Source organism: Streptomyces sp. NPDC087440 (assembly GCF_044744005.1).
In the GTDB taxonomy this organism is placed as follows: Bacteria; Actinomycetota; Actinomycetes; order Streptomycetales; family Streptomycetaceae; genus Streptomyces.
Map to the genome: position 1 here is coordinate 142,783 of NZ_JBIUXN010000015.1, position 26,283 is coordinate 169,065.

A 26,283-nucleotide genomic window follows, 5' to 3' on the forward strand; every position below is an offset into this window, starting at 1 on the left:
CAGGGCACTTCAGCAAGATCCTGTTACCAGTTCTAAGGGTCACTCGATACGATCCGGAGGGAAGTTTGGAAACTTTTCAATCAGAAGTCTATATGTATTCGGGTAGGTTCCCATGAGGAACTCCTTGAAACTCTGGCGTGAATACGGCAGCGCATTCTCGAATGCCTTCAAGATGGTCTGTTCGCTCACGACAAATTGATCGAAGACTTGAAACTCCAGAGCGCCTTGAATGTGTTCGTCCGGGTTCTCGGTGAGATCCTCAATGAAGCTGAAAGATTCCCTCAGGGTAGACGAATCTGGCGATTCCTTTGACAATTCCGGTAGCAAGATCGGATGCATGAAATTCATGAGAAGGAAATCATAGAGATCGGCCTCTTCGGGCCACCTGGAGAGCTCCATCCTGCGCTCAGGGGAAGCGTGACTCAATGTTTCACGGGCGCCTGGAACTCTCCTTAGAAATTCAGAGAAAATATCTTTGAAGTCGATCATTTTTCTACCTCGATGCGGGGATATTGAAACTCAGGGTGGATTCGGGGAGGATTCCTCGAAACCACCCTGAGTGATCTTCATCTAGGGCGCGCCACTACCTGGTGCAACTTGCCTGCATTTCTTTTGGCTATGCAGTTTCCGGTATGGGCTGACTGAATAGGTAGTCGGTAGTTCCCAGCGGGTCAACCACATCTTTGAAAAGCTCAAAGAGTCCCCTGCCGACCCCGTACTGACGGATGTACATTGGGGTTTGCGCCGCACTTACTATCCCACCAGCCACTCCAAATGCCTTGTAGGAGCCTCGAAGATTCCTGGGCTCCCCTACAGGAAGCTCCGGGCCGTCCGGGTGCTTTCTAGCGAAATCACGACCGGTGATTTCCCCCATAGCGGGGGTCGACAGGATGTCTTTCCTGTTCTTCCTTATTCCCTGTATGGCTTGCTTGTTGGCCTGGACTGCGGACGTGACCTTTCCGGTCACGTCGGTCGCTCCGAGCGCATTCCATATTTCACGAGCTTCACTCCTCGCTACCTTCAGGTCTGAATCTGACAGCGTACCATTACCGCCTGCGTCCCGATTCGCCCTGTCAGCCTGCAGCAGTCCGGCAATTCCGCGGAGCGTCGATGAGAGCTTTGCGACGTGGTAATTTCCCTTTACACCCGTAGGTTCCCCCGTGTTGAACTCGTGGATCATTGCGGTGGTTGTCTTGCCATCGCCCAAGAGGTCACCGTCCGCTACGAAATCACGGGCATAGTTGGCGGCAACGTACTTCTGGAGATCTGCGCTATCCACCTTGGGCGCACGCGCTCGCGGCTTTCCCTTTTCCATGCCGGGATTGAAGTTCTGATTACAGATCAGGCAGAAGAACCCCCCAGCGGTGACGCCGCCACCGCATACATCGCTGATGCCTTCTGCACACGGAAGGTGTCCGTCAGCTTCAATGAAACTCGTTGGGTTGCCGCCTGCGAACGAGTACCGGTTTCCTGTCATGGGGTCGCTGCCGAGCCCCATGTCACCGAGCGCTCCGTTGTACATGTCCCGACTGGTGAACCGGTTCAGTCCGGGGCTGTAGTTCCGAAAGCCCATGTCATACGTGCCCGAGGCCGCGTCCCAGCGCTTGGAGTTGAAGCGGTAGGGGTTGTACGCGTTCTTCGTCGGGTTGGTGGCGGAGGGCTTGTCGATGCCGGTGAAGTCGGCGGTGTCGTCGGATCCGTACGCGGTGTAGCCGTACGTCGCCTTCGCGTTGCCGTCCTTGTCGGTGAGCGTTTCGACGTCGGTGTGGCTGTTGTAGCCGTAGTACGACTCGTCGGTCTTGCCGTCGGCGGCGTGCTTGACCTGGGAGAGGCGTTCGCCCCACGGGCTGTACTGGTAGGAGGCGGTGAGCTTGCTGGCGACTTCCTCGGTGAGGACCTCGCTCGACATGCCCAGGTAGTTGTACTGGGTCGTCTTGCCGGCCTCGGTCTTGGAGGTGGTGCGGTCGAGGGGGTCGAAGGCGTACGTGGTGGCTTGCAGCGTCCCCTTGGCGTCGGCCTTTTCGTGCTTCACCACGTGGTCGAAGCCGTCGTAGGTGTTCTTCTCGATGACCTGTGTGCCGGACTTGACGGAGTCCTGGCGGCCGAAGGGGTCGTAGATGTGGTCGGCGACAGCCTTGTCGACCGTGGTCTTCAGGAGACGGTTGCGGTCGTAGCCGAACGTCGTCGTCTTGCCCTTGACCGTCTGGGAGATGACGTTGGCGTTGTCGTCGTGGATGTACGTCTCGACGCCCGCACCGTTGCCGGTCTTGTCCGCCTTGGCGAGGCGGTCGGCCGGATCGTAGGTGTACTTGGTGGTGGAGGAGAGGAGCTTCGCCTGGTCGTCGGCGTTGCGCTTCTGGGCGACGTCCTCGGCCTTGTTGCCGTTGGCGTCGTAGGCGTAGGTGTGGCTGGAGATGAGGGTGCCGTCGGGCTTCTTCTCGCTCTGGGTGCGCAGGGCACCGTCGAGGTAGTAGCCGTAGTCGACGACGTTCTTGTTGCCCTTGATCGCCTGCTTCTTCTGGCCCCGGTCGGTGTAGTCGTACGTGGAGACCTTCGCCGCCGGGTCCGAGGTCGACTTGCCGACCGTCACCGTCTTGACCAGCTCACGCAGGTCGTAGGTGTATTTGGAGAACTGGTCGGGGTGGGTCTGGGTCTCCGGCTGGCCGTTCGCGTCGTAGGTGTAGGCGGTCTTCTTGACCTCCTGGCCCGCGAGGGCCTCGGTGACCGTCTGGACCTGGTTCTGGCCGTTGTAGGTGACCGTGTAGGCATCGATGCGGCGGCCCGTGGAGAGGTCGTCGACTGAGGTCAGGTTGCCGTTGAGGTCGTAGGCGTAGGTGAAGTTTTTCTGTTCCTGGTCGACGTCGGCCGTGTTGTCGCGGACCAGCTTCACGCTGTCCGCGGCGACCGTTCCCGCGCCGGATTCGGCCAGCTTGAGCTGGGCTTGCGTGCCTTCCTTGAAGTCGTAGTCGCCGATCTTGACCCAGCCGTCGGTGTTCGCCCGCTGGTCCACCGTGATGTTCGTGGAGCCCTTGGCGTGGGAGAGCGAATACGTCGCGGCCGGGGAGGCCCCGGCGACCTTCGGGTACTTGACGTACGCCGTGTACCGGCCGTCCTTGGGGATGTCGAGCGTCCAGTGGAACGCGTCGGTGCCGGTGCCCGGTGCGTGGACGTAGTCGCGGGTGAGCGTGCGCTTCCAGTCGGTGCCGCCGGTGGCGGCCACGTTCTGCTGGTCGGTGCTGTTGACCATGACGACCGACTTGCCGACCGGGATGCCGCCGTCCTTGAGGGACTTGAGCTTGCCGTCGGGGAAGTGGTCCCACGTCATCGTGCGCGACGAGGAGCCGCCGGCCGAGGTGAGGGTGCGCTTGGTCTGCTGGCCGAGGTTGTCGTAGTCGTACTCCGTGAGGATGTCCCACGGATCCTTGGCCGACTTCACCCAGCCGGTGTCGTAGTAGGAGTAGACCGTGTCGTTGCGGGTGGTCTCGCCCGAGCTGGGCGGCATGGAGACCTTCGAGACGCGGCCCACCGCGTCGTAGGTCGTATCCGTCCAGACCTTGCGGTTGTAGCGGCCGTCCTTCGGGTCGTACGGCTGGATCTGCCGCCACGGACGGTTGAGCTTGTCGTAGACCGTCTCCGCCGTGAAGTCGTCCGCGTCCGTGGTGGCCACGCCGCGCGGCGAGAACACCTTGATGCGGTTGCCGACCTGGTCGTACCCGAACTTCGTCTCGCGCACGACGTCGGTCGCGTGCGGGGTCTCGACAGAGGCCAGCTTGGCGCGGTCGTCGAAGTGGCTGACGGTCCGGTTGCCTTCGGCGTCGGTCGCGGCGACCGGCAGCGAGTCCTTGTCGTACTCCTGGCGCCTGGTCTTGCCCGCCGCGTCCGTGGTCGCGATGATCCGGTGGTTGGAGTCGTATTCGGTCTTGGAGGTGAAGTCGTCCGGGGACGGGGTCTTGTTCTTCTTCGGGTCGATGACCTTGACCGGGTTGCCGACGCCGTCGTAGACGTAACTGACCTTGTCACCGGCCGCGTTGGTGACGTCCGTGAGCTGGTAGACCTCGTCGTACGTGTTCGTGGTGACGAAGTCGCCCGCGGTCGTCGTGGCCGTGCCCTTGGGCTCGGTCGTCGACTTCAGGTTGCCGACCTTGTCGTAGGCGTACGTCGACTTGCGTTCGGCCGAGGTGGCCGTGTCCTTCGGGGCCGTGGCCCAGCTGATCTGGTCGGCCGCGTCGTAACTCGCCTCGGAGACAGCGCCGTTGATCGTTGTGGACTTCGTGACGTTGTCGTTCGCGTCGTAGTCGGGGGCGATGGTCTTCAGGATGACGTTCGCCGCCTGGTCCTTGGGGACCGTGGAGACCAGCGGGCGTCCGTAGGTGTCGTACGTCTGCGTGGTCTTCTTGCCCAACGCGTCCACGACGGACAGGACCTGGCCGCGTTCGTCGTAGTCGGTGGTGGTGACGTGGTTCTCGGCGTCCGTGGTCTTGCGCGGGTAGCCGGTCGGGGTGAAGTCCGAGGTCAGGGTCGGGTTGCCGTTGGCGTCCGTGGCCTTGGTGAGCTGGCCGAAGCCGTCGTAGTCGTACTTCGTGGTGTAGTCGCCGGCCTCCGCGGACTTGACGCCCATCGGGTCGGTGACCGTCTTGAGGTTGCCGAACGTGTCGTAGCCGAAGTTCCAGGCGCGACCCTCCGCGGAGGTCTTCTTCCAGAGGTCGGCCGCGTAGCCATCCGCCCGGGTCTGGTACTCGTAGCGGACCGAGTGGGCCGGGAACTTCCCCGGGCCGTCGCACTCCTCAGCCGTGGGCACGCCGGTCTTGTTGTCCTCGGCCGACCGCTGCCAGATCGGGAAGCCGGTCTTGCGGTCGTAGCAGTAGGCCGTCTTGGCGCCGTTGTTCTCCTCGATGAGGGTGACGTTGTGGTCGTCGTCCCAACTCATCTTGGTGGTCTGGGACTTGGCGTTGGTGACGGCGGTGGCGCGGTCGAGGCCGTCGGTGATGTACGTCGAGGTGTGGTTCTCGGCGTCGGTGACCTTGGTGGTGCGGCCGCTGCCGGTCGGGGTGTAGCCGAAGGTGGTCGGGCCGCCGAGGCGGTCGATGAGGGTCTTGGTCGACCAGCGGAACTCCGGGTCACGGTCGTAGGCGATCGTGGTGGCGTTGTTGCGCGGGTCGGTGACCTTGGTCAGCTTGACGTTCTTGGCGCCCTGCGCCGCGTCGTAGGTGAACCTGAAGACCTTCGGCTGGGACGTGCCCGCGCCGTCGGTGAGGCGGCCGAGGGTGCCCTGGCGGGTGTAGTGGAAGGTGATCTTGCGGCCGGAGATGTCGGTCATCGACTTCACCCGGTCGTAGATCTTCGGGTCCCACAGCTCCTCGCCCGGGGCGATCTCGCCGTTGGCCTCGATGTACTCGTACGTCGCGTCGCCCGGAAGCCAGTAGTCCAGCTTCAGGGAGGTGCGGCCGGCCGGGTCCTTGATCTCCTTGAGGAACTTGATCCAGCGGTTGCCGGAGTCGCGGACCTCGTAGACGTAGGTCTGGGTGTTGCCGTTCTTGTCGACGACCGAGCGGAGGTATCCGTCGCAGTCGATGAGGAAGCGGGTGCCGTCCGGACGCGTCATCGTCCACGCGTCCGTCACCTCGTCCATGCCGTCGGTGCAGGTCACACCAGTCTTCGGCTTGAGGAGGTAGTGGTATCCGGCGGACGAGCGCCAGGTGCCGTCGCCCTGCTTGCGGAAGATGTGCTGGGTGCCGTCGCCGTCGGTGATGTAGACCTCGCCCGGCGCGCTGTCCGGGTGGAAGTCCAGCATCGTGCCCAGCCGCATCGGGCCGGAGGCCTGCGCGGACCAGCCGTTGCCGAGCTGGGTGTTGGAGGTGTCCTGGGCGTTGTAGGACAGGCGGACGAAGGTGTTGAGTCCGCGTCCGGGGTTGTTGAAGGCGTTGTAGGACCACACGCCGTTGCCGGAGCCCAGGTTGGACATGAAGGTGGAACCCGCGCCGGTGTTCTTGCCCGTGTAGGAGTGATACTTCTCCATGCCCAGGCGGTCGGCGGTCGGGTCCTCCACCGCGACGGGCTGTTCCAGGCCGCCGATGGAGTCGGTCTTGGAGAGCCAGGTGGACGTCTTGGCGTTGAATACGTCCCAGATCAGGGCGTGGCCCTCACGCCGGTTGCCCACCACCGGAGGGGACTTGACCGTCGCCTTGACGATCGCTTCCTCGCCCGGGAGCAGCGCCGGGACGTCGGTGCGCAGGTTCAGGGTGGGGGTGTCGGTCAGCTCGGTGCCGTCCGGCAGGGCCCAGCGGTAGGAGAGCTTGCGCTCACCGGCGGGCCAGGCGCTGTCGCTGGTGTTGGTGAGGGTGACGTCGACCGGGTAGGTGTTGTCCTCGGTCATGCGCTGCGGAGTGTGCGGCGCGTAGTACGTGTTCCACGGGGTGGAGTCCACGTAGATGACCCGCAGTTGGGGGCGCAGGCGCTCCTCGGCCGCCTCGCCGGACAAGAACATGGTGCGTTCCTGCGGGGCGGTGGTGGCCTCGTTGTTGAGCTTGATCACCGCGCCCTTGTTGTCGGCCGGCTTCTCGACCCACTTCTGGGTCAGGGAAGTGGCGTCCCAGGTGTGGCGGCCGACCTCGCTGGTGATGCCACCGACGGAGTCGGAGACGGCCGGGCCGAAGTCACCGCCGGGCTTGGTCCAGGGGGTGGTGGCGTTCGCCTTGTTCCAGGTGGCGCCACCTTCGTTGAAGTCCCTTGCGAGGGGAGCGAGTTCGTACGTCGCACCCTTCGTTCCGGTCGTGGTCTCGGCGCCCCACAGCTGGACCTGCGACTGCAACACCGTCACGGTGTCGGGGATCGAGTCGGTCGGGAACTTGAACGCGCTGCGGGTCGTTCCGTGGGTGTCGGAGTTGTTGCCGACGCTCAGCCAGGACTGGTCGCCGCCGTCGGCGGGGAGCTTGTCCAGGTTGGCGTCCGGTTGCTTCGACGACAGGGTGGTGTCGGCCGCGGCGGGCAGGATGCGCAGGGTGCGGCCGGCCTTCGGCACGCCGACGTCACGCACCGGTGAGCCCAGGAGCTTGCCGCCCTTGGTCTTCACCGCGATCTGGTAGTAGTGCGTGCGCCCGATCTCGTTCGCGCTGGTCGCGGGGGTTGGGGCTGCGGAGACGTCCATGTACGACGTCTCGCCCTTGCCCACGGGGGCGACCAGGGTGTCGGGGCCGACCGTGAAGCCAGGGGTCGCGGAGCGGTGGACCTGGTACTCCACCAGGTCGTTCGCCGCATCGCCCGTGGTGTTGGCGTACCCGGCCCAGGACAGTTCGGGCCCGTTGCCGTGCACGACGGTCGGCTCGCGCAGCTCCGTGCCCACCGCACCGTAGGTGACGGTCAGGCGGGGGTAGTTCGCGGTCTCGCCGTCGTAGTTGCCGTCCGCCGACTCGTAGCGCGGGCCACCGAGCGGGCCGGTGGCCGACTCGTCGACCGCCTTGACGACGAACCCGTGGTTGGGCGAGGTGCCGTCGACCCACTTCTGCACGGTGTCCTTCACCGGGAAGCGGTGCCACGTGCTGTGCTGGCCCTTGGTCTTCACCACCTGGGCGTCGGCGACCAGGCGGACATCACCGGCGAGCGTGCGCTCGTCCTCGTCACCGCTGTCGGACAGGGTCACCTTGCCCGCGTTGCCGCGTGCGAAGTCCACCGGAGCACCGAGGGGCGACCAGTTTCCGGCCTTGCCCTCGCTCTGGTCGACGACGGTCTTCGTCGTGCCCTTGCTGCCGGTGACGGTGTACGGGGCTGCGGTGGCCGCGTCGTTCAGGTCCGTGCCCGGGACGCGGGTCTCGACCCGGTACTTCCCCGACTCCGGGACCTGCGGCTGCCAGGTGTACGACTCACCCTTGGCCGCGTTGCGGTTGTACGCGAAGTCGTCGCCCTTTGCGTCCTGCTCCTTCGGCCACTCACCGACAGCGGCGGTACTGCCCGCCGTGCCCGGGGCGGCCTGCACGGACGTACCCGAAACCTCGCCCACCAGGGCGTTCGTGTTCGTCCAGGTCGCCGTCGACTCGTCCCACGCGCCCGTCGCCCGGTGCGCGGCCAACGGCACGTCGTACGCATTACTGGCGTGCACCTGGTCGAAGTACAGGCCAAGACGCGCCGAGTCGATCTTCGTTCCGGCCGGGATCTGGTCCAGCGGGAACTTCAGGAGCGAGCGGGCCACGCCCGCACCGGTCCGGCCCACCGACATCTTCCACGACGTCCCGAAGTTCTCCTCCGGGGCGTCGGACAGGACCATCGTGTCCTGCGACTGGCCCGGCAGCGGAGCCACCGTCAGCGTCGGATCGACCGTCACCGGATACTGGCGTGCCGGGTCCGCGAGCCACCTGGCGTCCGGGGTGACGGTCAGCTTCCAGCCCTTGCCGTCCCGCACCAGCTTCTGGGCGACCTTGTTCGTGCTGACCTGCCCGTACGCGGAGGTCTCCGACCTCTTCGCATCCGTCATGAACGGAGCCGGAATCACCAGCACAGGGTGCTTCGACGTCTCCCCGAAGAACGCAATCGACCCGTCCTTGCGGGCCTTCGGCGTCAGCCCGGCCGTACTCAGCGTGAAGGTGAAAGAGACAGGCGTACCCGGCTTCTGCGCCAGGACGATGTTCTCCTTCACCTGGCCCGCACCGACCTGGTAGACCAGGTCCGCCCCCGACTTCGGGTCCTTGTACGAGACCGTGTCGCCCTTGACCGTCGGCGTCAGCGCGCCGGACGCACCGTCCAGGCCGAGCGTGACCGACCGGCCGCCCCCGACCTCGTACCGCAGCAGTTCCTCGGCCGTCCGCCCGAAGTGGCTCGTGGCGGTGTTCGTGGCATTGGTGAGTTCCTTGCCGGAACTCCGGACCGCCGTGTCGATCGGCTTCCAGGACGAACCCTGACGGTAGGAGGTCGGGAACGCCGAAAGCTCCGCCTCCACCCGTCCGTCCGAGAGCTGCCAGAACCGGGCGCTGGAGGTGCGCTCACCCGTCAGCTCCTTGACCCGCTTGGCCTGCGGCGCGTTCTTGCCCTGCGGGAGACGCTCCCTGCTGGGGATCTCCAGCTTGCCGCCGGTGGGCGGTTTCTGGTCGTCCGGGTCCTCGTCGTCCCCGCCGAACCACCCCGAAACGGTGTCCGCGAAGCTCTTGCCGTCTCCGTCGTCACCGCCCCCGGGCGCGGGTGCCGCATAGGCGATCTGCGGAAGCGCAGTACCCAGCACGGCCGAGACGACGAGGGCGGCGGTGAATCTTCGATGCCGAATCCTCATCATGCCAACTGCCTTTCCCCCAGCCGCAGTTGAGCCAAAGGCGCGTGCGGGCAGGGCTCAGCACCGCTGCGGGAATCTCCCGGGCGGTGGAGTGGAGTGGCGAGTTCTATGCGTGGGCATGTCAGGCCGTCAAGCGGGGGCAGGTGTCCGACAGTTGGCACTATTTCCGGGGGCTGGATTGCCGGGCGGGTGTGCGGTAGAACCGTCCGGCTCAGCGCCCGACAACCGAAGGTCCTCACTCATGTCCACAGCCACCGAACCCCAGTCCCCCACCGAGCCCTCGGGCGACGTCCAGCCCTCGGCCGATGTCGAGGCCTCGGTCGGCGCGGCCGACGGTCGGGCCGGCCGTCGTTCCCGGTTCCTCGTGGGCGGCGCACTGCTGCTGATAGCCGCCGGTGCCGTGTCCGCGCTCTATGCGCTGACCAGCCCGAACGCACCGGCCGCGCCGCCCGTGCCGACGGCGGCGGTGACGTACTCCGTGACGGGGGACGGGACCGCCGACATCACCTACCTCGCCACCAGCGCGGAGGGCACGGCCACCACGGAGAAGGGGGTGACGCTGCCGTGGAAGAAGACGGTGCGGGTGCCCCTCGGGAAGGAGCCGGTGGTGAAGGTCCAGCTGCCGAAGACCGGCGGCACCGCCACCTGCGCCCTCGCCGTACGGGAGCAGCACCAGCAGCGGGCGACGGCCTCGGGGGCGTACGGGCGGACGACATGCGTGGGGGCGGTGCCGGGCGAGGGGCGTTGACGCCGCGTACGGGGGATTTCTCCGTACGCGGCGGCTCTGCTCAGAGGCGTACGGGAAGTGACTCCAGGCGCCAAGTGCCGGGGTCCAGCGCCCTCTTGGCCTCCCCTGCGCGGGTCAGGTTCGGGAAGCGGCGCAGGAGTCCGGCGATTGCGGCTTCCGTCTGGAGGCGGGCGACCGAGGCGCCCAGGCAGAAGTGCGGGCCGTGGCCGAAGCTCAGGTGGGGGGTCGTCGGGGTGGCGCGCCGTACGTCGAGTTGTTCCGGGTGGGGGTAGGCGCGGGGGTCGCGGTTGGCGGAGGCGACCAGGGCGGTGACCGCCTCGCCCTGGGGGATGCGTACGCCGTGCAGGTCGGTGTCTTCGGTCGCGTAGCGCGGGATGGAGAGCAGGGTGGGGCCTGCCCAGCGGGTCAGTTCGTCGACGGCTCCGGGGAGGAGGGCCGGGTCTGCCCGGAGGGCGGCGAGCTGGTCGGGATGGGCGAGGAGGGCGTCGACGGCGTTCGCGACCAGGGGGGTGGGTGACTGGCCGGCCAGGACGACGTGCCAGATCAGGGTGACCATCTCGGCGTCGGTGAGGCGGTCGCCGTCCTCGTCCTGGGCGTGGATGAGGTCGGTGAGGAGGTCCGTGGGGGTGTCCGCGTGAGCCTCCGTGGGGGTGGGGTCGGCGAGTTCGGTGCGGCGGCGGGTCACCGCTTGTTTTGCGCTGCGGATGATTCCGGGGATCGCCGCCGCGAACTGGGGGCCCGCACCGGCTGCGATCGTCGCTCCGGCCGCGCGCCATTGCGGGCGGTCCTCGTCCGGGATGCCGACCCATGCGCAGATGACCTCCATGGGGAGGTAGAGGGCGAAGTCCGCCAGGAGGTCGACCATATCGTCCTGGCGGGAGGCCCGGGCGGCGAGGTCGTCGAGGAGGCGGTCGACCGTCGACTCGATGCGGGGGCGGAAGGCCGCGGCGCGGCGGGCGCCGAAGGCGGGGGCGACCAGCCTGCGCAGACGCAGGTGTTCGGGGCCGTTCATCTCGGCCATGGTCCGCATGTACGGGGCGCAGTCGTCCGGCACGTCCGGGCGCAGGAAGCTCTCGGTGCGGATCTCGAAGCGGGGGTCGCTGAGGAAGGCGCGGGCGTCGGCGTGGCGCGTGACGGCCCACATGCCGCCGAAGCCGGGAGCGGCGAGGTGGACGACCGGGGACTGTTCGCGGGCGCGGCCGTAGGCGGCGAAGGGGGTGTGGAGGACTTCGGGGTCGGAGAGCTGGAGTTCGGGGGTGGGGGTGGGAGTGGGGTTGGGGTTGGGGGTCTGGTGGGGCATGGGTGGGCTCCTCCGGGACGGGGCTTCGGGCGTGACTGAGCTGTGGTCGTGACGGAGCTTCGGCCGTGACGGAGCTCCGGCCGTGCGGGGCTTCGGGCTGCCCGCATTTTCGGATGACCGCGCCACATGATGCCATCATCTGGATGGTCTGGGTATCTTGAATGCGCCGATTCCGGGTGTGCGGAGCGGTGAGGGCAGCACTGCGGAACGGTGACAGCAGTGCTGATGACATGTGCGACAGGAGTGACATGGGCCGGTTGACCAGGGCCGAAGTCCAGGAGATGAACCGGCGGAAGGTGCTGGAGGCCGCGCGGGAGGAATTCGGCGAGCGCGGGTTCCGGGACGCCAAGATCGACCGGATCGCCGAGCGGGCGGGGCTCACCCGGGGTGCCGTGTACTCGAACTTCCCCGGCAAGCGGGCCCTGTACTTCGCCGTGCTGGCCGATGCGGCGGGGCGGGTCGTGGTGACCCCTCCCCCGGGTTCGGTGGACACCGTACGAGAGGCGCTGGGGGCGTTGGCGCGGGGCAGGGTGGCGCGTTTTCCCCTCTCCGGGGAGGAGAGTGCGGAGAATCCGGCGCGGGATCTGCCCTCGGTCGTCCTCGCGGACGCGCAGACCCGGGCACCGTACGCGCAACTGCTGAAGCTGGACGCCATCGTGCTCGGGCTCGCGCTGGAGGGGCTCGCCGGGCGCGGCCGCAAGCGGCTCGTGCCGGTGGCGGAGACGGTACTGACGCTGTTGCACGGGGCGGATCAACTGGCGGCTGCGGCACCGGGGTTCGGGGACCCGTTCCAGGTGGTCGCGGCGTGTGAGCAGCTCGGGGAGGTGGCATTGGAGGGGGCCGCCGGGGAGTGGGCGCCGCCGCACCTTCCGTTCGTGGGGAAGGCGCGGCCCGTCGATGAGGCGTGGGCTCCGCCGGTGGTGCGGGATGCGCTGCGGGGTGAAGCGGCGCGGCTCGGGGAGGACGGAGTGGTCGCCGTGCTCGGACTGCACCGGCTGGAGGCGGTGGAGGAGGCCGTGCGGGTGGCGGTGCCTGCCGGGGAGGTGGTGACGGCTGTGCTGGTCACGGGCGAGCCGGGCGAGTTGGGGCCGTTGGCGCGGCTGACGGTGGCGGAGTTGGGGGTGGCGATGCGGCAGGCGTATCCGCCGGGGGTGTGGCCTGCAGTACGGGTCGTGCACGACGAGTCGGGGGCGGTCGCGGCGGCAGCTGGGGTGTCGGCGGTGAGCGATGCGACGGAGGTCGCGGTACGGGTGCGGGGCGGGCGGATCGTGGCACGGGCGGAGGGCAGGGGGGCGGGGTACGCGGCGGCGTCGGCGGGGGTGGGGTGAGGGGGGGCGGGTGACGGGGTGGGGTGGCGGCAGACCCCCCGGACGGCTTTCCCGTCCTTGCGGCTCCCCCGCGTCCTTGGGGCGCCCCCACATCCTTGCGGCTCCCCCGCCCCGGCGGGACCCCCACCCTGGCAGCTTCCCCGCCCCAGCGGCACCTCCCCCGAGGAAGGACCCCTGCTTGCGGCGGGTCCCTGGGCGGACGCCCCGGGCGCGTTGCTGCCGTTCGACGTCGAGCGCGCCGCGACCCGCATCCTGGCCGCGGCCCCCTCCTGCCGCACGCACGCCGGGCGGGCCGGTCGCCGCCGTCCGGGAGTGGGCCCCGGTGTTCGGCTCGATGCGCTGCCCGCCGAACCCTGCCTCCGGTGCACCGGGCCGCCCGTGGCCCGCACCGCCTAGATCTCCCTGGCCGGCCAGTCCAACATCCGCGCGCCGATGACCGCCGTCTGGAGCGTGTACCTGCGCAGCGGGTCCGAGGGGTCGGCCCCGGTGAGGCGGTGGATGCGCTCCAGCCGGTACGTCAGCGCCCGCACGCTCAGATTCAGCCGCCGGGCCGCCTCGGCGGCGACGCAGCCCGCGTCGAAGTAGGCGCGGAGGGTCTCCACCAGGGGTTCGGCCCCGCCGCGCGCCTCCTCCAGCGGGCCGAGCGCGCTGCGCACCAGGTCGACGAGGGCCTGCCGGTCCCGGCCGAGGACCGGGAAGACCAGCAGGTCGGCGGCGTACAGAACGGGGCCCTCCAGTCCCATCCGCTCGGCGAGGGCGAGCGCGCCGAGCGCCTCCTCGTAGCTGTGCACGACACCGCCCGCGCCGGGGTGCGGGCGGCCGACGGCCACCAGGATGTCGGCGGCGGCGGCGTGCGCCTGCTTGGCGAAGTGGTGCAGGACGTCCAGTTGCTCGCCCGGTGCGATGCACACCAGACGGCCGTCCTTGCTGGCGACCAGGATGCGGCGGTCGGTGAAGCGGGCGGTGAGGGAGTTCTCCACGGTCCGGCTGATGGTGTCGCCGTCCTCGATGGCGTCCGGGCCCTCGGCGACGGCGACGGAGTGCGCGCGGGAGAAGCGGAGGCCGAAGCGTTCGGCGCGGGCCGCCAGTCGGCCGAGGTCGCTGCGGCCGTGCAGCAGGTCGTCGACGAACTCCCTTCGTACGGCCTCCTCCTGACGGATCGCCATGCGCTGGGCGCGCTCGTACCCTTCGGCGACGGCGTCGACGGCCTGTCCGACGGCGGCCAGCACCCGGTCGGCCGAGCCCGCCGACGTGCGCGGCCACTGCTCCCTGGTCTCCGTCAGGTAGGCGCGGACCACCGCCCGCAGCCCCAGGCCCGATTCGGCGGCCCGCTCCCCCAGTGCGCGCCGGGCGTCGAGTTCGTCGCGGTCCAGCCGCCGCCCGGTCTCCGCCACCTCGCGCAGGGTCTGGGCGTACCCCTCCACGTACTCCTCGGGAATCTCCCGTGCCGTCACGTCACACGCCCCTCCACCTGCTGCTTGTCCTGTCCAAGGATCGCAGACGGCGGAAATTTCGACCCCGGGTCGACCCTGACCGTGCCCGGGGCTCTTTACACGACGGCAATCGGTCGGACACGCTACAAGCGTTTACCCCCAGGAGACTCCACCTCACGACAGTGAACACCGGCAGTTGGGGAGAGAGCCCGTGACCGTAGCGCCCGCACCGTCCGCCGCCACCCAGTCCCTGGCGTCGCTCGCCAAGGCCGACGGAGTACGTTTCCTGCTCGCCACCTTCACCACCCTCACCGGAAAGCCCTGCGCCAAGCTGGTCCCGGTCGAGGCCGCGGATGCGCTGGAGGGCGACGGGGTCGGTTTCGCCGGGTACGCGGCCGGGGCGATGGGCCAGTTGCCGCGCGACCCGGACGTGGTGGCGGTGCCGGACCTCAGGTCGTACACACCGCTGACCTTCCTGCGGCCCGGGCTCGGGATGGTGCACTGCGATCCGTACGTGGCGGGCAAGCCGTACGCGTACGGGCCGCGCGTCATCCTGCGCACCCTCGCCGAGCAGGCAGCGGCCGAGGGAACGGCCCTGGTCAGCGGGGCGGAGCTGGAGTATTTTCTGCTGCGCAAGGACGGGTCGACGGGCGAGCTCGTCACCGCCGACCGGCTCGACGACGCCGCGCAGCCCTGTTACGACGCCCGGGGCCTGACCCGGATGTACGAGCACCTGACCGCCGTGTCGGACGCGATGGTGGAGCTGGGCTGGGGTCCCTACGCGAGCGACCACGAGGACGGCAACGGGCAGTTCGAGCAGAACTTCCACCATGCGGACGTGCTGACCACGGCCGACCGGGTGGTGACGCTGCGGTACATCGTGCAGGTGCTGGCCGAGCAGCGCGGCATGACGGCGACCTTCATGCCGAAGCCCTTCACCGACCGCACGGGCAACGGACTCCACCTGCACCTGTCCCTGTGGGAGGGCGAACGCCCGCTGTTCCCACGAGAGTTGATCGAGGACCCGTACGGGATGGGGCTGAGCCCCACGGCGTACGCCTTCACCGCAGGGCTCCTCGCCCACGCCCCCGCGATGCACGCCCTGATCGCGCCGACCGTGAACTCGTACAAGAGGACCGGTGCGACGACCACCGCCTCCGGTGCGACCTGGGCGCCGCGCGAGGCGACCTGGGGCGGCAACGACCGCACGCACCTGATCCGGGTTCCGGACGCGCACCGCGTGGAGCTGCGCGGCGGGGACGGCGCGGCCAGCTCCTACCTCGCGTCGGCGGCGGCCCTCGGCGCCGGACTCGACGGCGTACGGAGGAAGTTGGACCCGGGAGCGCCCGGCGCGGCCGGTGGTCCCGCACTGCCGCGCACCCTGCTGGACGCGGTGCACGCGCTGGAGGGGGACACGGTGCTGCGCGGGGTGCTCGACGCGGTGGACCCGGAGGCCGGGGTCAGCGCGTACTACGCACGGTTGAAGCGGGAGGAGTTCTACAGCTGGCACAACACGGTCACCTCGTGGGAGGTCGACCGCTATCTGACCGCCGTCTGAACTCATACGTCAGGGAAGGGAATTGACCATGTGCGGTATCGCGGGAATCCAGGTGCGGGACCCCGCCCTGGAACCACGCCTGGGGTGGCTGCTCGCCGGAATGCTCCACCAGGCCGCCGAGCGCGGCCCCGACTCGGCCGGAGTGGCGCTGTACGGGGACGCCCTGCTGTCGCCGCCGGGGCACGCCTCGGTGAGCCTGCTCGCGCCGGGGGTGTCTCCGGCGGAGCTGGCCGAGCGGGTGGGGCCGGACGCGACGGTGATGCCGGTCGGCCAGTCGACCGTCGTCCACGCGCCCTGCACCGCAGGCGAATTGGAGGCACGCATACGGGGTGCGCTGCCCGGTGCCACCGTCATCGGCCGGGGCGCGGACCTCGCCGTGTTGAAGGGCGTCGGACACCCGGACACCCTGGCCGAGGAGTTCGGGCTGCGGTCGGCCACCGGCCGCCAGGGCGTCGTACACACCCGGATGGCGACGGAGTCGGCGGTGACGCCCGAGGGGGCGCACCCGTTCGCGGTGGCGGACGACCTGTGTCTCGTGCACAACGGGTCGTTCGCGAACCACGCCACGCTGCGGCGCGAACTCGTCGCGGAGGGAGCGGAGTTCGACAGCGAGAACGACTCGGAGGTCGGTGCGCGCTTCGTGGCGGCACGGCTCGCCGAGGGGCACGACCTGGAGAAGTCGCTGCGTCTGCTGTGCGAGCGCTTCGACGGCTTCTACACGCTGCTGGTCACCACCGGGGACACGTTCGCGGTCGTACGGGACGCCATCGCCTGCAAGCCCGCGGTCGTCGCGGAGACGGATGCGTGGGTGGCGATGGCGTCGGAGTACCGCTGCCTGGCCGGGCTGCCCGGCATCGAGAACGCCCGCATCTTCGAGCCCGAGCCGGAAGAGGTGTACACATGGCGACGATGACAACTCCCGCCGTGACGAAGTCAGTTGACCTGGCCACCCAGTCGGTCCGCGAGCTGAACTCCGCCCTGCACACGGCGCGCGGGGGCAGCTGGCGCGTCACCCGCCCCGACGGCGCGCACAACCTGGCGGTGGGGCTCGACGCACCGCTGGACGTACGCATCGACGGGCACGCGGGCTACTACTGCGCGGGCATGAACCAGCACGCGACGGTCACCGTGCACGGGAACACCGGGGTCGGCACGGCGGAGAACATGATGTCCGGGACGGTCCGGGTGCGCGGCAACGCCTCGCAGTCGGCGGGCGCGACCGCCCACGGCGGGCTGCTCGTCGTCGAGGGCGACGCGGCGGCCCGGTGCGGGATCTCGATGAAGGGCGTGGACATCGTCGTCGGCGGGAGCGTCGGCCATATGAGCGCCTTCATGGGGCAGGCGGGCCGCCTGCTGGTGTGCGGCGACGCGGGCGACGCGCTCGGCGACTCGCTGTACGAGGCGCGGATCTACGTACGCGGACGGGTGAAGTCGCTGGGCGCGGACTGCGTCGAGAAGGAGATGCGGGACGAACACCTCGCGGACGTACGGGAGTTGCTCGCATCGGCGGGATTCACGGACGTCGATCCGTCGGAGTTCCGGCGGTACGGCTCGGCCCGCGCCCTCTACTACTTCGACGTCGACAACAGCAGCGCGTACTAGCCGACCCCAACAGCGCTTGCAGGAAAGGAATCCGGCCCCATGCACGACGACCTCTCCGCCCGCGGCCTGCGCGAGTCGGCCACCTTCGACCGCGCCACCATCCACGCCATCCAGCGCGCCGCCGAGACCGGTGTGTACGACATCCGGGGCTGGGGCGCCAAGCGCCGCCTCCCGCACTTCGACGACCTGCTCTTCCTCGGCGCGAGCATGTCCCGCTACCCGCTGGAGGGTTACCGGGAGCGCTGCGGCACCGACGTCGTCCTCGGCGACCGCCATGCCACCTTCCCCCTGCACCTGGACACGCCCGTCACCATCGCCGGAATGAGCTTCGGCGCACTGTCGGGGCGGGCGAAGGAGGCCCTGGGGCGCGGCGCGAGCGAGGCCGGCACCTCGACCACGACCGGCGACGGCGGCATGACCCCCGAGGAGCGCGGCCAGTCCAAGCACCTCGTGTACCAGTACCTGCCGTCCCGGTACGGAATGAACCCCGACGACCTGCGTAAGGCCGACGCCATCGAGGTCGTCCTCGGCCAGGGCGCGAAGCCGGGCGGCGGCGGCATGCTCCTCGGGCAGAAGATCACCGAGCGGGTCGCCGGGATGCGCACCCTGCCGGTCGGCGTGGACCAGCGCAGCGCGTGCCGCCACCCCGACTGGACGGGCCCCGACGACCTGGAGATCAAGATCCGGGAGCTGCGCGAGATCACCGACTGGGAGAAGCCGGTCTACGTGAAGATCGGCGCGACGCGTACCTACTACGACGTGAAGCTGGCGGCGAAGGCGGGCGCGGACGTCATCGTGGTCGACGGGATGCAGGGCGGCACGGCAGCCACCCAGGACGTCTTCATCGAGCATGTGGGCATCCCGACGCTGGCCGCGCTCCCGCAGGCGGTCCGGGCGCTCCAGGAGGAGGGGCTGCACCGGAAGGTGCAGCTGATCGTCTCGGGCGGCATCCGCTCGGGCGCGGACGTGGCGAAGTGCATGGCACTGGGTGCGGACGCGGTGGCGATCGGCACGGCGGCACTCATCGCGCTCGGCGACAACCATCCCAAGTGGGATGCGGAGTACCGGGAGTTGGGGTCGGCCGCCGGGTACTACGACGACTTCCAGGCGGGCCGCGACCCGGCGGGCATCTCCACCCAGGACGAGGCCCTGGCCGCCCGCCTGGACCCGGTCGAGGGCGGACGCCGTCTTGCCAACTACCTCCGGGTGATGACGATGGAGGCGCAGACCATCGCGCGGGCGTGCGGCAAGGCGCACCTGCACCACTTGGAACCGGAGGACCTGGTGGCCCTGACGATCGAGGCGTCGGCGATGGCGCGGGTGCCGCTGGCCGGTACGGACTGGATCCCGGGGGCCGGGCGGTGACCCCGGAGGCGGACCTGGCGGTGGTCGGGGCGGGCCTCATGGGGGCGGCGACCGCGTGGGCGGCGACCCGGCGCGGCCTGGACGTCGTCCTCCTCGAACAGTTCGCGCCCGGTCACGACAGGGGCAGCTCGCACGGCAGCGCGCGCATCGTCCGCCGGGCGTACGCCGACCCGCTCCACGTACGGATGACGGGTGAAGCCCTTTCCCTGTGGCGGGAGTTGGAGGCGGACGCGCACGTGTCGCTGCTGCGCATGACCGGCGGCCTGGACCACGGCGCGGGCCGCGACCCGGAGGGCATCGCGGCGGTGCTCGCGCGGTGCAAGGTCCCGCACGACCTCCTCTCCGCGTCGGAGGCCGCCCACCGCTGGCCGGGCCTGCGCTTCGCGGGCCCGGTACTGCACCACGAGGAGGCGGGCACGGTGGACGCGGCCCGCGCGGTGGACGCGTTCGTGCGGCGGGCCGAGGGGCGGGGGGCGGTGGTGCGGTACGGGGCACAGGTGCGCCGCATCGTGCCGTTGCCCGGCGACGCAGGGGCCCGGATCGAGGTCGCGGACGGTTCGACGGTGACGGCGCGGCGGGTGGTCGTGGCCGCCGGGGCGTGGGTGCGGGACCTGGTCGGCGATCTCGTACCGCTGCCGGAGCTGACGGTGACGCAGCAGCAGGTGTTCCACTTCCCGCGCCGGGACGAGGCCTCGGCGCGGTGGCCGGTGATCGTCCACAAGGCCGACTTGTCGACGTACAGCCTGCCCGGCGGGCGGGACGGCGGCCCGGACGACGGCCGCAAGATCGCCGAACACGACGCGGGCGCGCCGACGACGGCCCGCACCCGGGACGGCAGGGTCGACCCCGCGGCGCGCGAGCGGATCACCGCGTACGTACGGGACTGGCTGCCCGGTCTGGTACCGGAACCCTTCAACGAGGCCACCTGCCTCTACACCTCCACCCGGAACGAGGACTTCCTCCTCGACCGGGCGGGCCCCCTGGTCATCGCCTCCCCCTGCTCGGGACACGGCGCCAAATTCGCCCCGCTGATTGGCGAATGGACCACCACCCTCGCCACGGGCCGCGGCCCGGCCCCCGACCCACGCTTCTCCCTGGCGGCCCACCTGTAGGGGCGCGGGGAACTGCGCGACCAGCCACAACGAACCCGCGCGGTCGCCCCACCCCGAACGCCCCACCCCGAACGCCCTGCACAGGCACCTCCCACCCCACCCCCAAGCGCCCCCTGGGACAGAATGACCCCCATGACACCCCCACCCACCCCGGAGGAAGCCCCGGACCCCCTCCCGGACCGGGAGATCCACGCCCCCCGACCCCCCTCCCTCGAAGAGGCCATCGCCCACCAGGTCCGCCACTACCGCACCACCTCGGCCCTGTCCCTCGCGGACCTGGCCGCCCGCTGCGGGATCTCCAAGGCGATGCTCTCGAAGATCGAGAACGCCCAGACCTCGTGCAGCCTCACCACCCTCTCCCGCCTCGCGACCGGTCTCGACGTCCCCGTCACCGCTCTCTTCCGCGGCGTCGACGCCGAACGCGAGGCGGTGTACGTCCCCTCCGGCCAGGGCGCCCGCATCGCCCGGCGCGGCAGCCGCGTCGGCCACCTCTACGAACTCCTCGGCGCCCTGCGCGGCCCGCACAAACGCATGGAAGCCGTCCTGGTCACCCTCACCGAGTCGAGCGAGGTCTTCCCCCTCTTCCAGCACCCGGGCACGGAGCTGATCTACCTGCTCGAAGGGGCGATGGTGTACGGCCACGGGGAGGCCCAGTACGAGATGCGCCCCGGCGACGCCCTTCAGCTCGACGGCGAGGGCGCCCACGGCCCGCAGGAACTCCTCAGCCTCCCCATCCGCTTCCTCTCGGTGACGGCGTACGGCGACCAGCCCGGTGGCCACTGACCGGTCGGTCACCCCCTCCTGTCGATGACCCCCTACTGTCGATGACCATGAACCACGCACACCGCCTCACCGACCCCGCCACCGACACCCGGACCCGCACCTCCCCCACCCCGAACTGCCTCACCGGTGTCGGGGTGATCGTCCAGGACACGACGACGGGCCACGTCCTGCTCGGCCTGGGCCACAACGGCCGCTGGGAGCTGCCGGGCGGCAAGGTGGACACGGGCGAGAGCTTCGAGTCGGCGGGCCTGCGCGAACTGGCCGAGGAAACCGGCCTCTCCCCGGACCCCTCCCGGGCCCGGGTCGTGGGCGTGACCCTGGACGACGCCTACGGCCTGAACCGCATCTCGGCGGCGGTACTCGCCCCGTGCGAGGGCGGCACACCCCGGGTGACGGAGCCCGACAAGATCGTACGGTGGACGTGGTTCGCCCCGGAGGAGATCCCGGACGCCCTGTTCGTCCCCTCGGCGGCCGTCCTGCACGCCTGGCGCCCGGACCTGCCCCTCCCGCTGACGGACTCGCACGTGTACCGGGCTCAGGGCTGACCACGGCACGATCCCCCAAGGGAACATCACCTTTCAGCCACCCAACTCCCCTCGCCCGAACCGCAGTTGCCACAGGTCTTCCCGTGGCGTGCGGGGCCGCTCTATGCTCCTGCGACTCATGCGGCAGTTACCACTGGTAAGGGGCTGGGCAGATGGACCGTACGGGCTTCACCTCTCGACGTACCTTCGTGGCCGGAGCGGCGGCCGTCGGCGGGGTTGCCGCCGTCGGCGCGCTCCCGGCGGGGGCCGCTCAGGCCGCACCCGTCGGGCCGGCCGACGCACGGGCCGCCGGGCAGTCCGTCGCCGTGCTCGGCGGCGGTGTCGCCGGACTCACCGCCGCGCACGAGCTGGCGGAGCGCGGCTTCCGGGTCACGGTGTACGAGAGACGCGCCCTCGGCGGCAAGGCCCGCAGCATGGACGTGCCGGGCAGCGCGAAGGGCAACCGCAAGCCGCTCCCCGGCGAGCACGGCTTCCGGTTCATCCCCGGGATCTACCACAACCTCCCGGACACGATGCGCCGTATCCCCTTCCCCGGCAACGCCAACGGGGTGTGGGACAACCTGATCGCACCGCCCGAGATGATGTTCGCGCGCTCCGGCGGCCGCGAGGAGATGCGGATGCCGATCCCGTGGCCCGGCCACCAGCCGCCGAACCTCGACCTGGACGACATCCGCCGGATGCTCACCGGCCTGCTGGAAACGGCGCTCAACCTTCCCCTCCACGAGATCGCCTACTTCGTCAACCGCGCCCTGGTCTTCCTCACGAGCTGCGACGAGCGCCGCAACAGCACCTGGGAGAAGACCCCGTGGTGGGAGTTCGTGCGCGCGGCCCGCATGTCGAAGGAGTACCAGCGCATCCTGGCCATCGGCGTCACCCGCAACATCGTCGCGACCAAGGCCGAGGAGGCCAGCACCCGCACGGTCGGCACGCTCGGCGAGGCCCTCGTCTTCAACGCCCTCGGCCAGGGCGCGGACGGCCCGCCCGACCGCATCCTCAACGCGCCGACGAACGAGGCGTGGATCGACCCGTGGGTGGCCCATCTGCGCACGCTGGGTGTGGAGTTCAAGCTGGGCTGGACGGTGCGGGAGATGCGCACGGCCGGGGGGAGGATCGGTGCGGCCGTCATCGAGGACTCGGCGGGCGTGCGTCAGTCGGTCGTCGCCGACCACTACGTGTCCGCGATGCCGGTGGAGCATGCGCGCCGTACATGGAACTCCGACATGCGCTCTCTGGACCCGCAGTTGGCGCGTGCGGACAAGCTGGAGACGGACTGGATGACCGGCATCCAGTTCTATCTGACGGAACGTCCGAGGATGGTCGACGGGCACGTCAACCTCATCGACTCCCCGTGGTCGCTGACGGGCATCGCCCAGGCCGGGCACTGGAAGGACCGCGACTTCCCCGCCGTGTACGGCGACGGGGTGGCGGTGGAGTGCCTGTCGGTCGACATCTCGGAGTGGGACAAGCCGGGAATCCTGTACGGGAAGACGGCGAAGCAGTGCACGCGGGAGGAGGTGGCGAAGGAGGTGTGGGCGCAGCTCAAGGCGGCCCTGAACGACACGGGGAAGGTCGTGCTGAAGGACTCCGCGCTGCACTCGTGGTTCCTCGACCCGGGTGTCGACGGCCTCGGCACGCCGAACCCCACGAACGAGGACGAGCTCCTCATCCACCCGTGCGGGACGCTCCACAACCGCCCCTCCGCCGGGACCGCGATCCCGAACTTCTATCTCGCGGGCGATTACGTCGCCGTGGACATCGACCTCGCCACCATGGAGGGTGCGAACGCCTCCGCCCGGGCGGCGGTCAACGCGCTACTGGACCGGGCGGGTTCGGACGCGGCCCGTTGCACGGTGAAGGGGCTGCACAAGATCCCGGCCATTGAGGCGTTGAAGCGGCACGACCGGACGCGGTGGCGGTTGGGGCTGCGGAACGCGCTCGACGTGGGCTAGTCGGGGGTCGGTTCGTCGTAGCGGCTGCGCAGCTCGCGCAGCCGCTCGGCGTCGACCTGCGGCAGGAGTTCCTCGTACTGGGCGAGCAGTCGCCGGGTCTCCGGGCTTCTCTCCTCGCACCAGAGGTGGAACAGGAACGCGACGTCGTCATCCACCATTTCCAGCAAGAGATGCAGTTGATACTGCAAGCTCTCACGCGCATTCTCATCGGCCCGCTCCCCTCCGTGCCGATCCGGCGCGCTGAGCCGTCTGACGGCGATGCGTGCCTGAAGTTCCGACGCGGGATTGATCAGGTCCCCCGTCCACGAGGCAAGCAGCCGGTGGACGACGTCGACCGGCAGCCTCGTCGCATCGTTCAGCAACTGCCCGTACAACAGCGCCGCCAGGCGATCGGTGACGTCCACCGGCATGCCCTGCAACTGGCTGATGAGCCCGATGCACCGTTCGTACCGTACGGCCAACTCGCCGTCGGACGGGTCGAGATGACTCGTCAGCCACAGCTCCAGCAGGTCGTGCGCCATGGAGCTGGCGTAGCCGCCCGCCGCCCCGTGGAAGGTGTCCAGGGCGGCGCCGAAGTAGCGGAAGAACGGGTCGAGCGCGTGCCGCAGCACCTCGTCGTGGCTGACGTCGGCCACGACCATCTTGTGCCGGGCCTCCCGCGAACCGTTGCGCCACCACGCCTGGTCATTGCGTTGCAGTGAACTCGACGGCGGGTGGTTGTACACCCAGTACGGGTCGATCGGGTCCGGCTGCGGCGGCTCGGTCAGCAGCGGGGTGACGGTCAGTTCTCGCCGATCCCCCACCCAGGTCCGCTGCACGTCGAGCGCGAGCGCGAATTCGGTCCACTCCTGCGCGGTGAGCGCGGACCGGTACAGCTGGACCCGCAGCGGCCAGATCCCCGCCGGGTCGACGGCCGCGGGGAACAGCCGGCTCGCCGTGACCCCGCCCGTCAGCAGGACGGTCAGCATCATCAGGTTCGCCTCGTACTTCCCGTGCCGGGCCGCCGTCGCCCGGGGTATGGGCCGGTAGTCGGCGTACCGGTGCTCCACCCGGTTACGGGCGTCCTCCATCACGCCGATCAGCAGCTCGCCGAGCCGTTCCCGGCGCTCCGGGGCCAGCCGCTCGATGCGGGCCTGGACGAAGCGCAGCATCTGCCGGGAGGCCAGCGAGGCGTACGACAGCAGGACGTACGTCAAGTCGTCGTCCACCGGCGCCCGGCCGAGGGACAACGCGGGCCGCTGGTCCAGGAGTTGGTCGACGAGGATGACCGCGAGCCGGGCGACCAGGTACTCGCCGAAGGTGGCGTGCAGGAACTCGTACGTGGTCAGCTCACGTTCGTCCTGCACCGCCTGCGCCTTCTGTATGAAGAAGAACCGGCCGAGGGCGATCTCGGCCTGGTTCAGCGGGGTGCGGAAGTCTGCAGCGGGACCGGGAGCGGGCCTGCCGAGCAGGGCGGTGAGGTCCGACTCCAGCTCGCTCACCGTGATCCACTGGCGTCGTCGGTTGAGGATGCCGAAGGCGATGAGGGAGAGCCGCTGGAGTTCGCGTTCGCAGTGGTCGGCGCGTTGGTGCGAGGTCATGGCGTCGCCGGACTTGCCGACCTCTCGGACGGCGAAGGAGGTGAGCAGTTCCTCGTAGAGGTCGGCGGCGGCGAGGGGTTCGCCGTTCTCCGTCTCCTGCTGGAGGGCGTTCGAGGTGGCGTCGTACAGGGCCAGCATGAGGAGGAGCAGGGGCTGCGAGGCGAGTGCGGCGTGCCGGGCGGCCACGGCGGCGGGCAGCGGGCGCAGGCCCTGGGCGGTGAAGTGCGGGGCGTTGAGGTCGTTCCAGACGGCGAGCCAGCGCCGGATGTGGGGTTCCCGGAAGGGTTCGAGGCGCAGGGCAAGGGTGCCCTGCGGGCAGCGGGCCCGGTCGGCGACGGCGGTGCGGCTGGTGACCAGGGCGTACACGGGCCGCCCCTGGTCGGCTTCGCGCTGCTGGAACTTGGCGATCTTCACCAGGTAGTCGGTCTGGTTGACGCCGGTGGCCTGGAGGAGTTCGTCGAAGCCGTCGAAGAGGAGAACGGGTACCGTTCCGGGCGCCGAGCGGACCAGTTCCGGCCAGGTGACGCGCTCGGCGGTGGCGGACCGTACGGCGTGCTCGATCTGGTCCTGGATGTCGTCCTCGGCGCGGATCTCGCGCAGCACGATCCGTACGGGGAGGAAGCCGGTCCCGGAGAGGCGGGCGGCGAGGATCTTGGTCAGGACGGACTTGCCCGCACCGGGCTGGCCGAGGACGAGAAGCGGTGCGGCGGCGGAGGCGATCGAGGTGAGCGTGCCGGAGAGGAATTCGGTGAGGTCGGAGCGTACGGGAGCCCGCTCCCACCACTCCTCCCGCGCCGGGCCGTTGCCCTCCTCGGGCACGAGGGCGACCCGGAAGTCGGGGTCCACGTATCCCTCGGAGAGGCTGGGCACGGTGAGCCCGCTGGGGGCCTCGCCCTCGGACAGGATCGGGCGCGGGAGAGCTGCACGGTAGAAAGCGGTGAGGCCCGCGGCCGCGTGGGCGAGTGCGGCGGGACGGACCAGCCCGAGGAGGGCCCGCTCCACCCCGTCCAACGACTGCCGCAGCGCGCCACGCGTGGCCTGGTGCTCGACCTGCCCCGACCAGAAGGCGAATTCGGGTATGTCCAGGGCCAGTTGTGCGTAGAGGTCTCCATAACGCGTCAGGGCGCTGCGGCCGAGTTCCAGGAGTGCCCCGCGCGTGCGGGTGCGCGCCGATTCGTCGAGCCGTTCCCAGAGCGCGAGACCCTGTACGAAGTACCGCAGGACGTCCGCGCGTGCGGTGTACCAGGTGCGCAGCTGGTCGAGGGTCCGCTCGAAGGGCTGCGCGGGCGTGGGATGAGGCACTTCCGCCGAGAGGAGGGTCCGTATCAGCTGGTCCGCCGTGACCTGACCGCCGGAGAGCATCAACTGCTCGTTGCGGTTCAGCTCCAACTCGTTGAACTCGAAGGGCAGATCCGCCTCCGCCAACGCCTCGAAGAACGCCGTGATCACCAGCACCGCATGCGCCGCCGCGATCTTCTCCGTACGGTCCGCCCGCTCCGACGAGCTGAGCCGGTCCCGCAGCCCCGTCGTCACGTCCCGGCCGATCCGCAGCACCCGCCCCTGCGCCCCGAACAGCCCGAGCACCGCGTCGCTCGTCCCGCCCGTCGCGGCCGACAGCGCGCCGCCCACCACCCGGTCGGCGGCGGCCAGGGCCTCGCTGTCGCCACCCAGGATCGCTACCGCGTCCCGGTAACTCAGAAGTCGTCGCCCGCGCATACACCCAGATG

General features: G+C 69.6%; 15 protein-coding genes. 10 read left to right on the forward strand and 5 right to left on the reverse strand.

Annotated features, from left to right (window positions below):
• Positions 1 to 39 precede the first annotated feature (39 nt).
• Together ACIO3O_RS27410 and ACIO3O_RS27415 are read right to left on the reverse strand one after the other, a co-directional pair.
• A complete protein-coding gene (locus ACIO3O_RS27410; RefSeq protein WP_401750234.1) occupies positions 40 to 489 on the reverse strand; it encodes a hypothetical protein in 450 nt (149 codons plus the stop codon).
• A 127-nt stretch (positions 490 to 616) separates the two neighbouring features.
• Positions 617 to 9,256: a DNRLRE domain-containing protein gene (locus ACIO3O_RS27415; protein ID WP_401750237.1), complete on the reverse strand. Its 8,640-nt coding sequence runs from the start codon at positions 9,254 to 9,256 to the stop codon at positions 617 to 619.
• A gap of 238 nt (positions 9,257 to 9,494) precedes the next feature.
• On the opposite strand from ACIO3O_RS27415, the gene ACIO3O_RS27420 reads away from it, so the two are divergent.
• Entirely contained in the window at positions 9,495 to 10,001 is a 507-nt protein-coding gene (locus ACIO3O_RS27420; protein ID WP_401750238.1) for a hypothetical protein, read from the forward strand.
• A 40-nt stretch (positions 10,002 to 10,041) separates the two neighbouring features.
• On the opposite strand, the gene ACIO3O_RS27425 is transcribed toward ACIO3O_RS27420, so the two are convergent.
• Positions 10,042 to 11,301 carry a cytochrome P450 gene (locus ACIO3O_RS27425; protein ID WP_401750240.1) on the reverse strand — a complete coding sequence of 420 codons (1,260 nt, stop codon included), beginning with the start codon at positions 11,299 to 11,301 and terminating at the stop codon, positions 10,042 to 10,044.
• A 248-nt stretch (positions 11,302 to 11,549) separates the two neighbouring features.
• Between ACIO3O_RS27425 and ACIO3O_RS27430 the strand changes: the two genes are divergently transcribed.
• A complete protein-coding gene (locus tag ACIO3O_RS27430) occupies positions 11,550 to 12,629 on the forward strand; it encodes a TetR/AcrR family transcriptional regulator (protein ID WP_401750242.1) in 1,080 nt (359 codons plus the stop codon).
• A 392-nt stretch (positions 12,630 to 13,021) separates the two neighbouring features.
• Here ACIO3O_RS27430 and ACIO3O_RS27435 read toward each other — a convergent pair whose 3' ends face one another.
• On the reverse strand, positions 13,022 to 14,083 hold the full coding sequence (locus tag ACIO3O_RS27435) for a PucR family transcriptional regulator (protein ID WP_401750245.1): 1,062 nt from the start codon (positions 14,081 to 14,083) through the stop codon (positions 13,022 to 13,024).
• A 190-nt stretch (positions 14,084 to 14,273) separates the two neighbouring features.
• Here ACIO3O_RS27435 and glnT point away from each other — a divergent pair, with 190 nt between their 5' ends.
• The 8 genes from glnT (at position 14,274) to ACIO3O_RS27475 (ending at position 22,976) form a co-directional block, all read left to right on the forward strand.
• A complete protein-coding gene (gene glnT, locus ACIO3O_RS27440; RefSeq protein WP_401750247.1) occupies positions 14,274 to 15,620 on the forward strand; it encodes a type III glutamate--ammonia ligase in 1,347 nt (448 codons plus the stop codon).
• 28 nt (positions 15,621 to 15,648) lie between these two features.
• Positions 15,649 to 16,533 (forward strand): glutamine amidotransferase, encoded by an 885-nt coding sequence (locus ACIO3O_RS27445; RefSeq protein WP_401750248.1) that lies wholly within the window; start codon positions 15,649 to 15,651, stop codon positions 16,531 to 16,533.
• Complete coding sequence (locus ACIO3O_RS27450) at positions 16,521 to 17,222, forward strand: glutamate synthase (protein ID WP_401750249.1); 702 nt, start codon at positions 16,521 to 16,523, stop codon at positions 17,220 to 17,222. Before ACIO3O_RS27445 ends, ACIO3O_RS27450 begins: the two co-directional genes overlap by 13 nt.
• A gap of 39 nt (positions 17,223 to 17,261) precedes the next feature.
• Positions 17,262 to 18,587: an FMN-binding glutamate synthase family protein gene (locus tag ACIO3O_RS27455; RefSeq protein ID WP_401750252.1), complete on the forward strand. Its 1,326-nt coding sequence runs from the start codon at positions 17,262 to 17,264 to the stop codon at positions 18,585 to 18,587.
• Positions 18,584 to 19,699 carry an FAD-dependent oxidoreductase gene (locus ACIO3O_RS27460; protein ID WP_401750254.1) on the forward strand — a complete coding sequence of 372 codons (1,116 nt, stop codon included), beginning with the start codon at positions 18,584 to 18,586 and terminating at the stop codon, positions 19,697 to 19,699. The genes ACIO3O_RS27455 and ACIO3O_RS27460 overlap by 4 nt, the downstream gene beginning before the upstream one ends.
• Positions 19,700 to 19,822: 123 nt before the next feature.
• Positions 19,823 to 20,482, forward strand: a complete 660-nt coding sequence (locus ACIO3O_RS27465; RefSeq protein ID WP_401750257.1) for a helix-turn-helix domain-containing protein — start codon at positions 19,823 to 19,825, stop codon at positions 20,480 to 20,482.
• Between the two features lie 47 nt (positions 20,483 to 20,529).
• Positions 20,530 to 21,027 carry an NUDIX hydrolase gene (locus tag ACIO3O_RS27470; RefSeq protein ID WP_401750258.1) on the forward strand — a complete coding sequence of 166 codons (498 nt, stop codon included), beginning with the start codon at positions 20,530 to 20,532 and terminating at the stop codon, positions 21,025 to 21,027.
• A 152-nt stretch (positions 21,028 to 21,179) separates the two neighbouring features.
• A complete protein-coding gene (locus tag ACIO3O_RS27475; RefSeq protein WP_401750259.1) occupies positions 21,180 to 22,976 on the forward strand; it encodes an FAD-dependent oxidoreductase in 1,797 nt (598 codons plus the stop codon).
• Here ACIO3O_RS27475 and ACIO3O_RS27480 read toward each other — a convergent pair.
• Positions 22,973 to 26,272, reverse strand: coding sequence for an NACHT domain-containing protein (locus ACIO3O_RS27480; protein ID WP_401750261.1), 3,300 nt, complete (start codon positions 26,270 to 26,272; stop codon positions 22,973 to 22,975). The genes ACIO3O_RS27475 and ACIO3O_RS27480 overlap by 4 nt on opposite strands.
• Between the last annotated feature and the right edge of the window lie 11 nt (positions 26,273 to 26,283).

Coding starts and splice junctions, on each gene's coding strand:
- ACIO3O_RS27430 (WP_401750242.1), top strand. CDS start 11,550: ATGGGCCGGTTGACCAGGGCCGAAGTCCAGGAGATGAACCGGCGGAAG.
- ACIO3O_RS27445 (WP_401750248.1), top strand. CDS start 15,649: ATGTGCGGTATCGCGGGAATCCAGGTGCGGGACCCCGCCCTGGAACCA.
- ACIO3O_RS27465 (WP_401750257.1), top strand. CDS start 19,823: ATGACCCCCATGACACCCCCACCCACCCCGGAGGAAGCCCCGGACCCC.
- ACIO3O_RS27415 (WP_401750237.1), bottom strand. CDS start 9,256: ATGATGAGGATTCGGCATCGAAGATTCACCGCCGCCCTCGTCGTCTCG.
- ACIO3O_RS27475 (WP_401750259.1), top strand. CDS start 21,180: ATGGACCGTACGGGCTTCACCTCTCGACGTACCTTCGTGGCCGGAGCG.
- ACIO3O_RS27410 (WP_401750234.1), bottom strand. CDS start 489: ATGATCGACTTCAAAGATATTTTCTCTGAATTTCTAAGGAGAGTTCCA.
- ACIO3O_RS27420 (WP_401750238.1), top strand. CDS start 9,495: ATGTCCACAGCCACCGAACCCCAGTCCCCCACCGAGCCCTCGGGCGAC.
- ACIO3O_RS27450 (WP_401750249.1), top strand. CDS start 16,521: ATGGCGACGATGACAACTCCCGCCGTGACGAAGTCAGTTGACCTGGCC.
- ACIO3O_RS27425 (WP_401750240.1), bottom strand. CDS start 11,301: ATGCCCCACCAGACCCCCAACCCCAACCCCACTCCCACCCCCACCCCC.
- ACIO3O_RS27470 (WP_401750258.1), top strand. CDS start 20,530: ATGAACCACGCACACCGCCTCACCGACCCCGCCACCGACACCCGGACC.
- ACIO3O_RS27480 (WP_401750261.1), bottom strand. CDS start 26,272: ATGCGCGGGCGACGACTTCTGAGTTACCGGGACGCGGTAGCGATCCTG.
- ACIO3O_RS27455 (WP_401750252.1), top strand. CDS start 17,262: ATGCACGACGACCTCTCCGCCCGCGGCCTGCGCGAGTCGGCCACCTTC.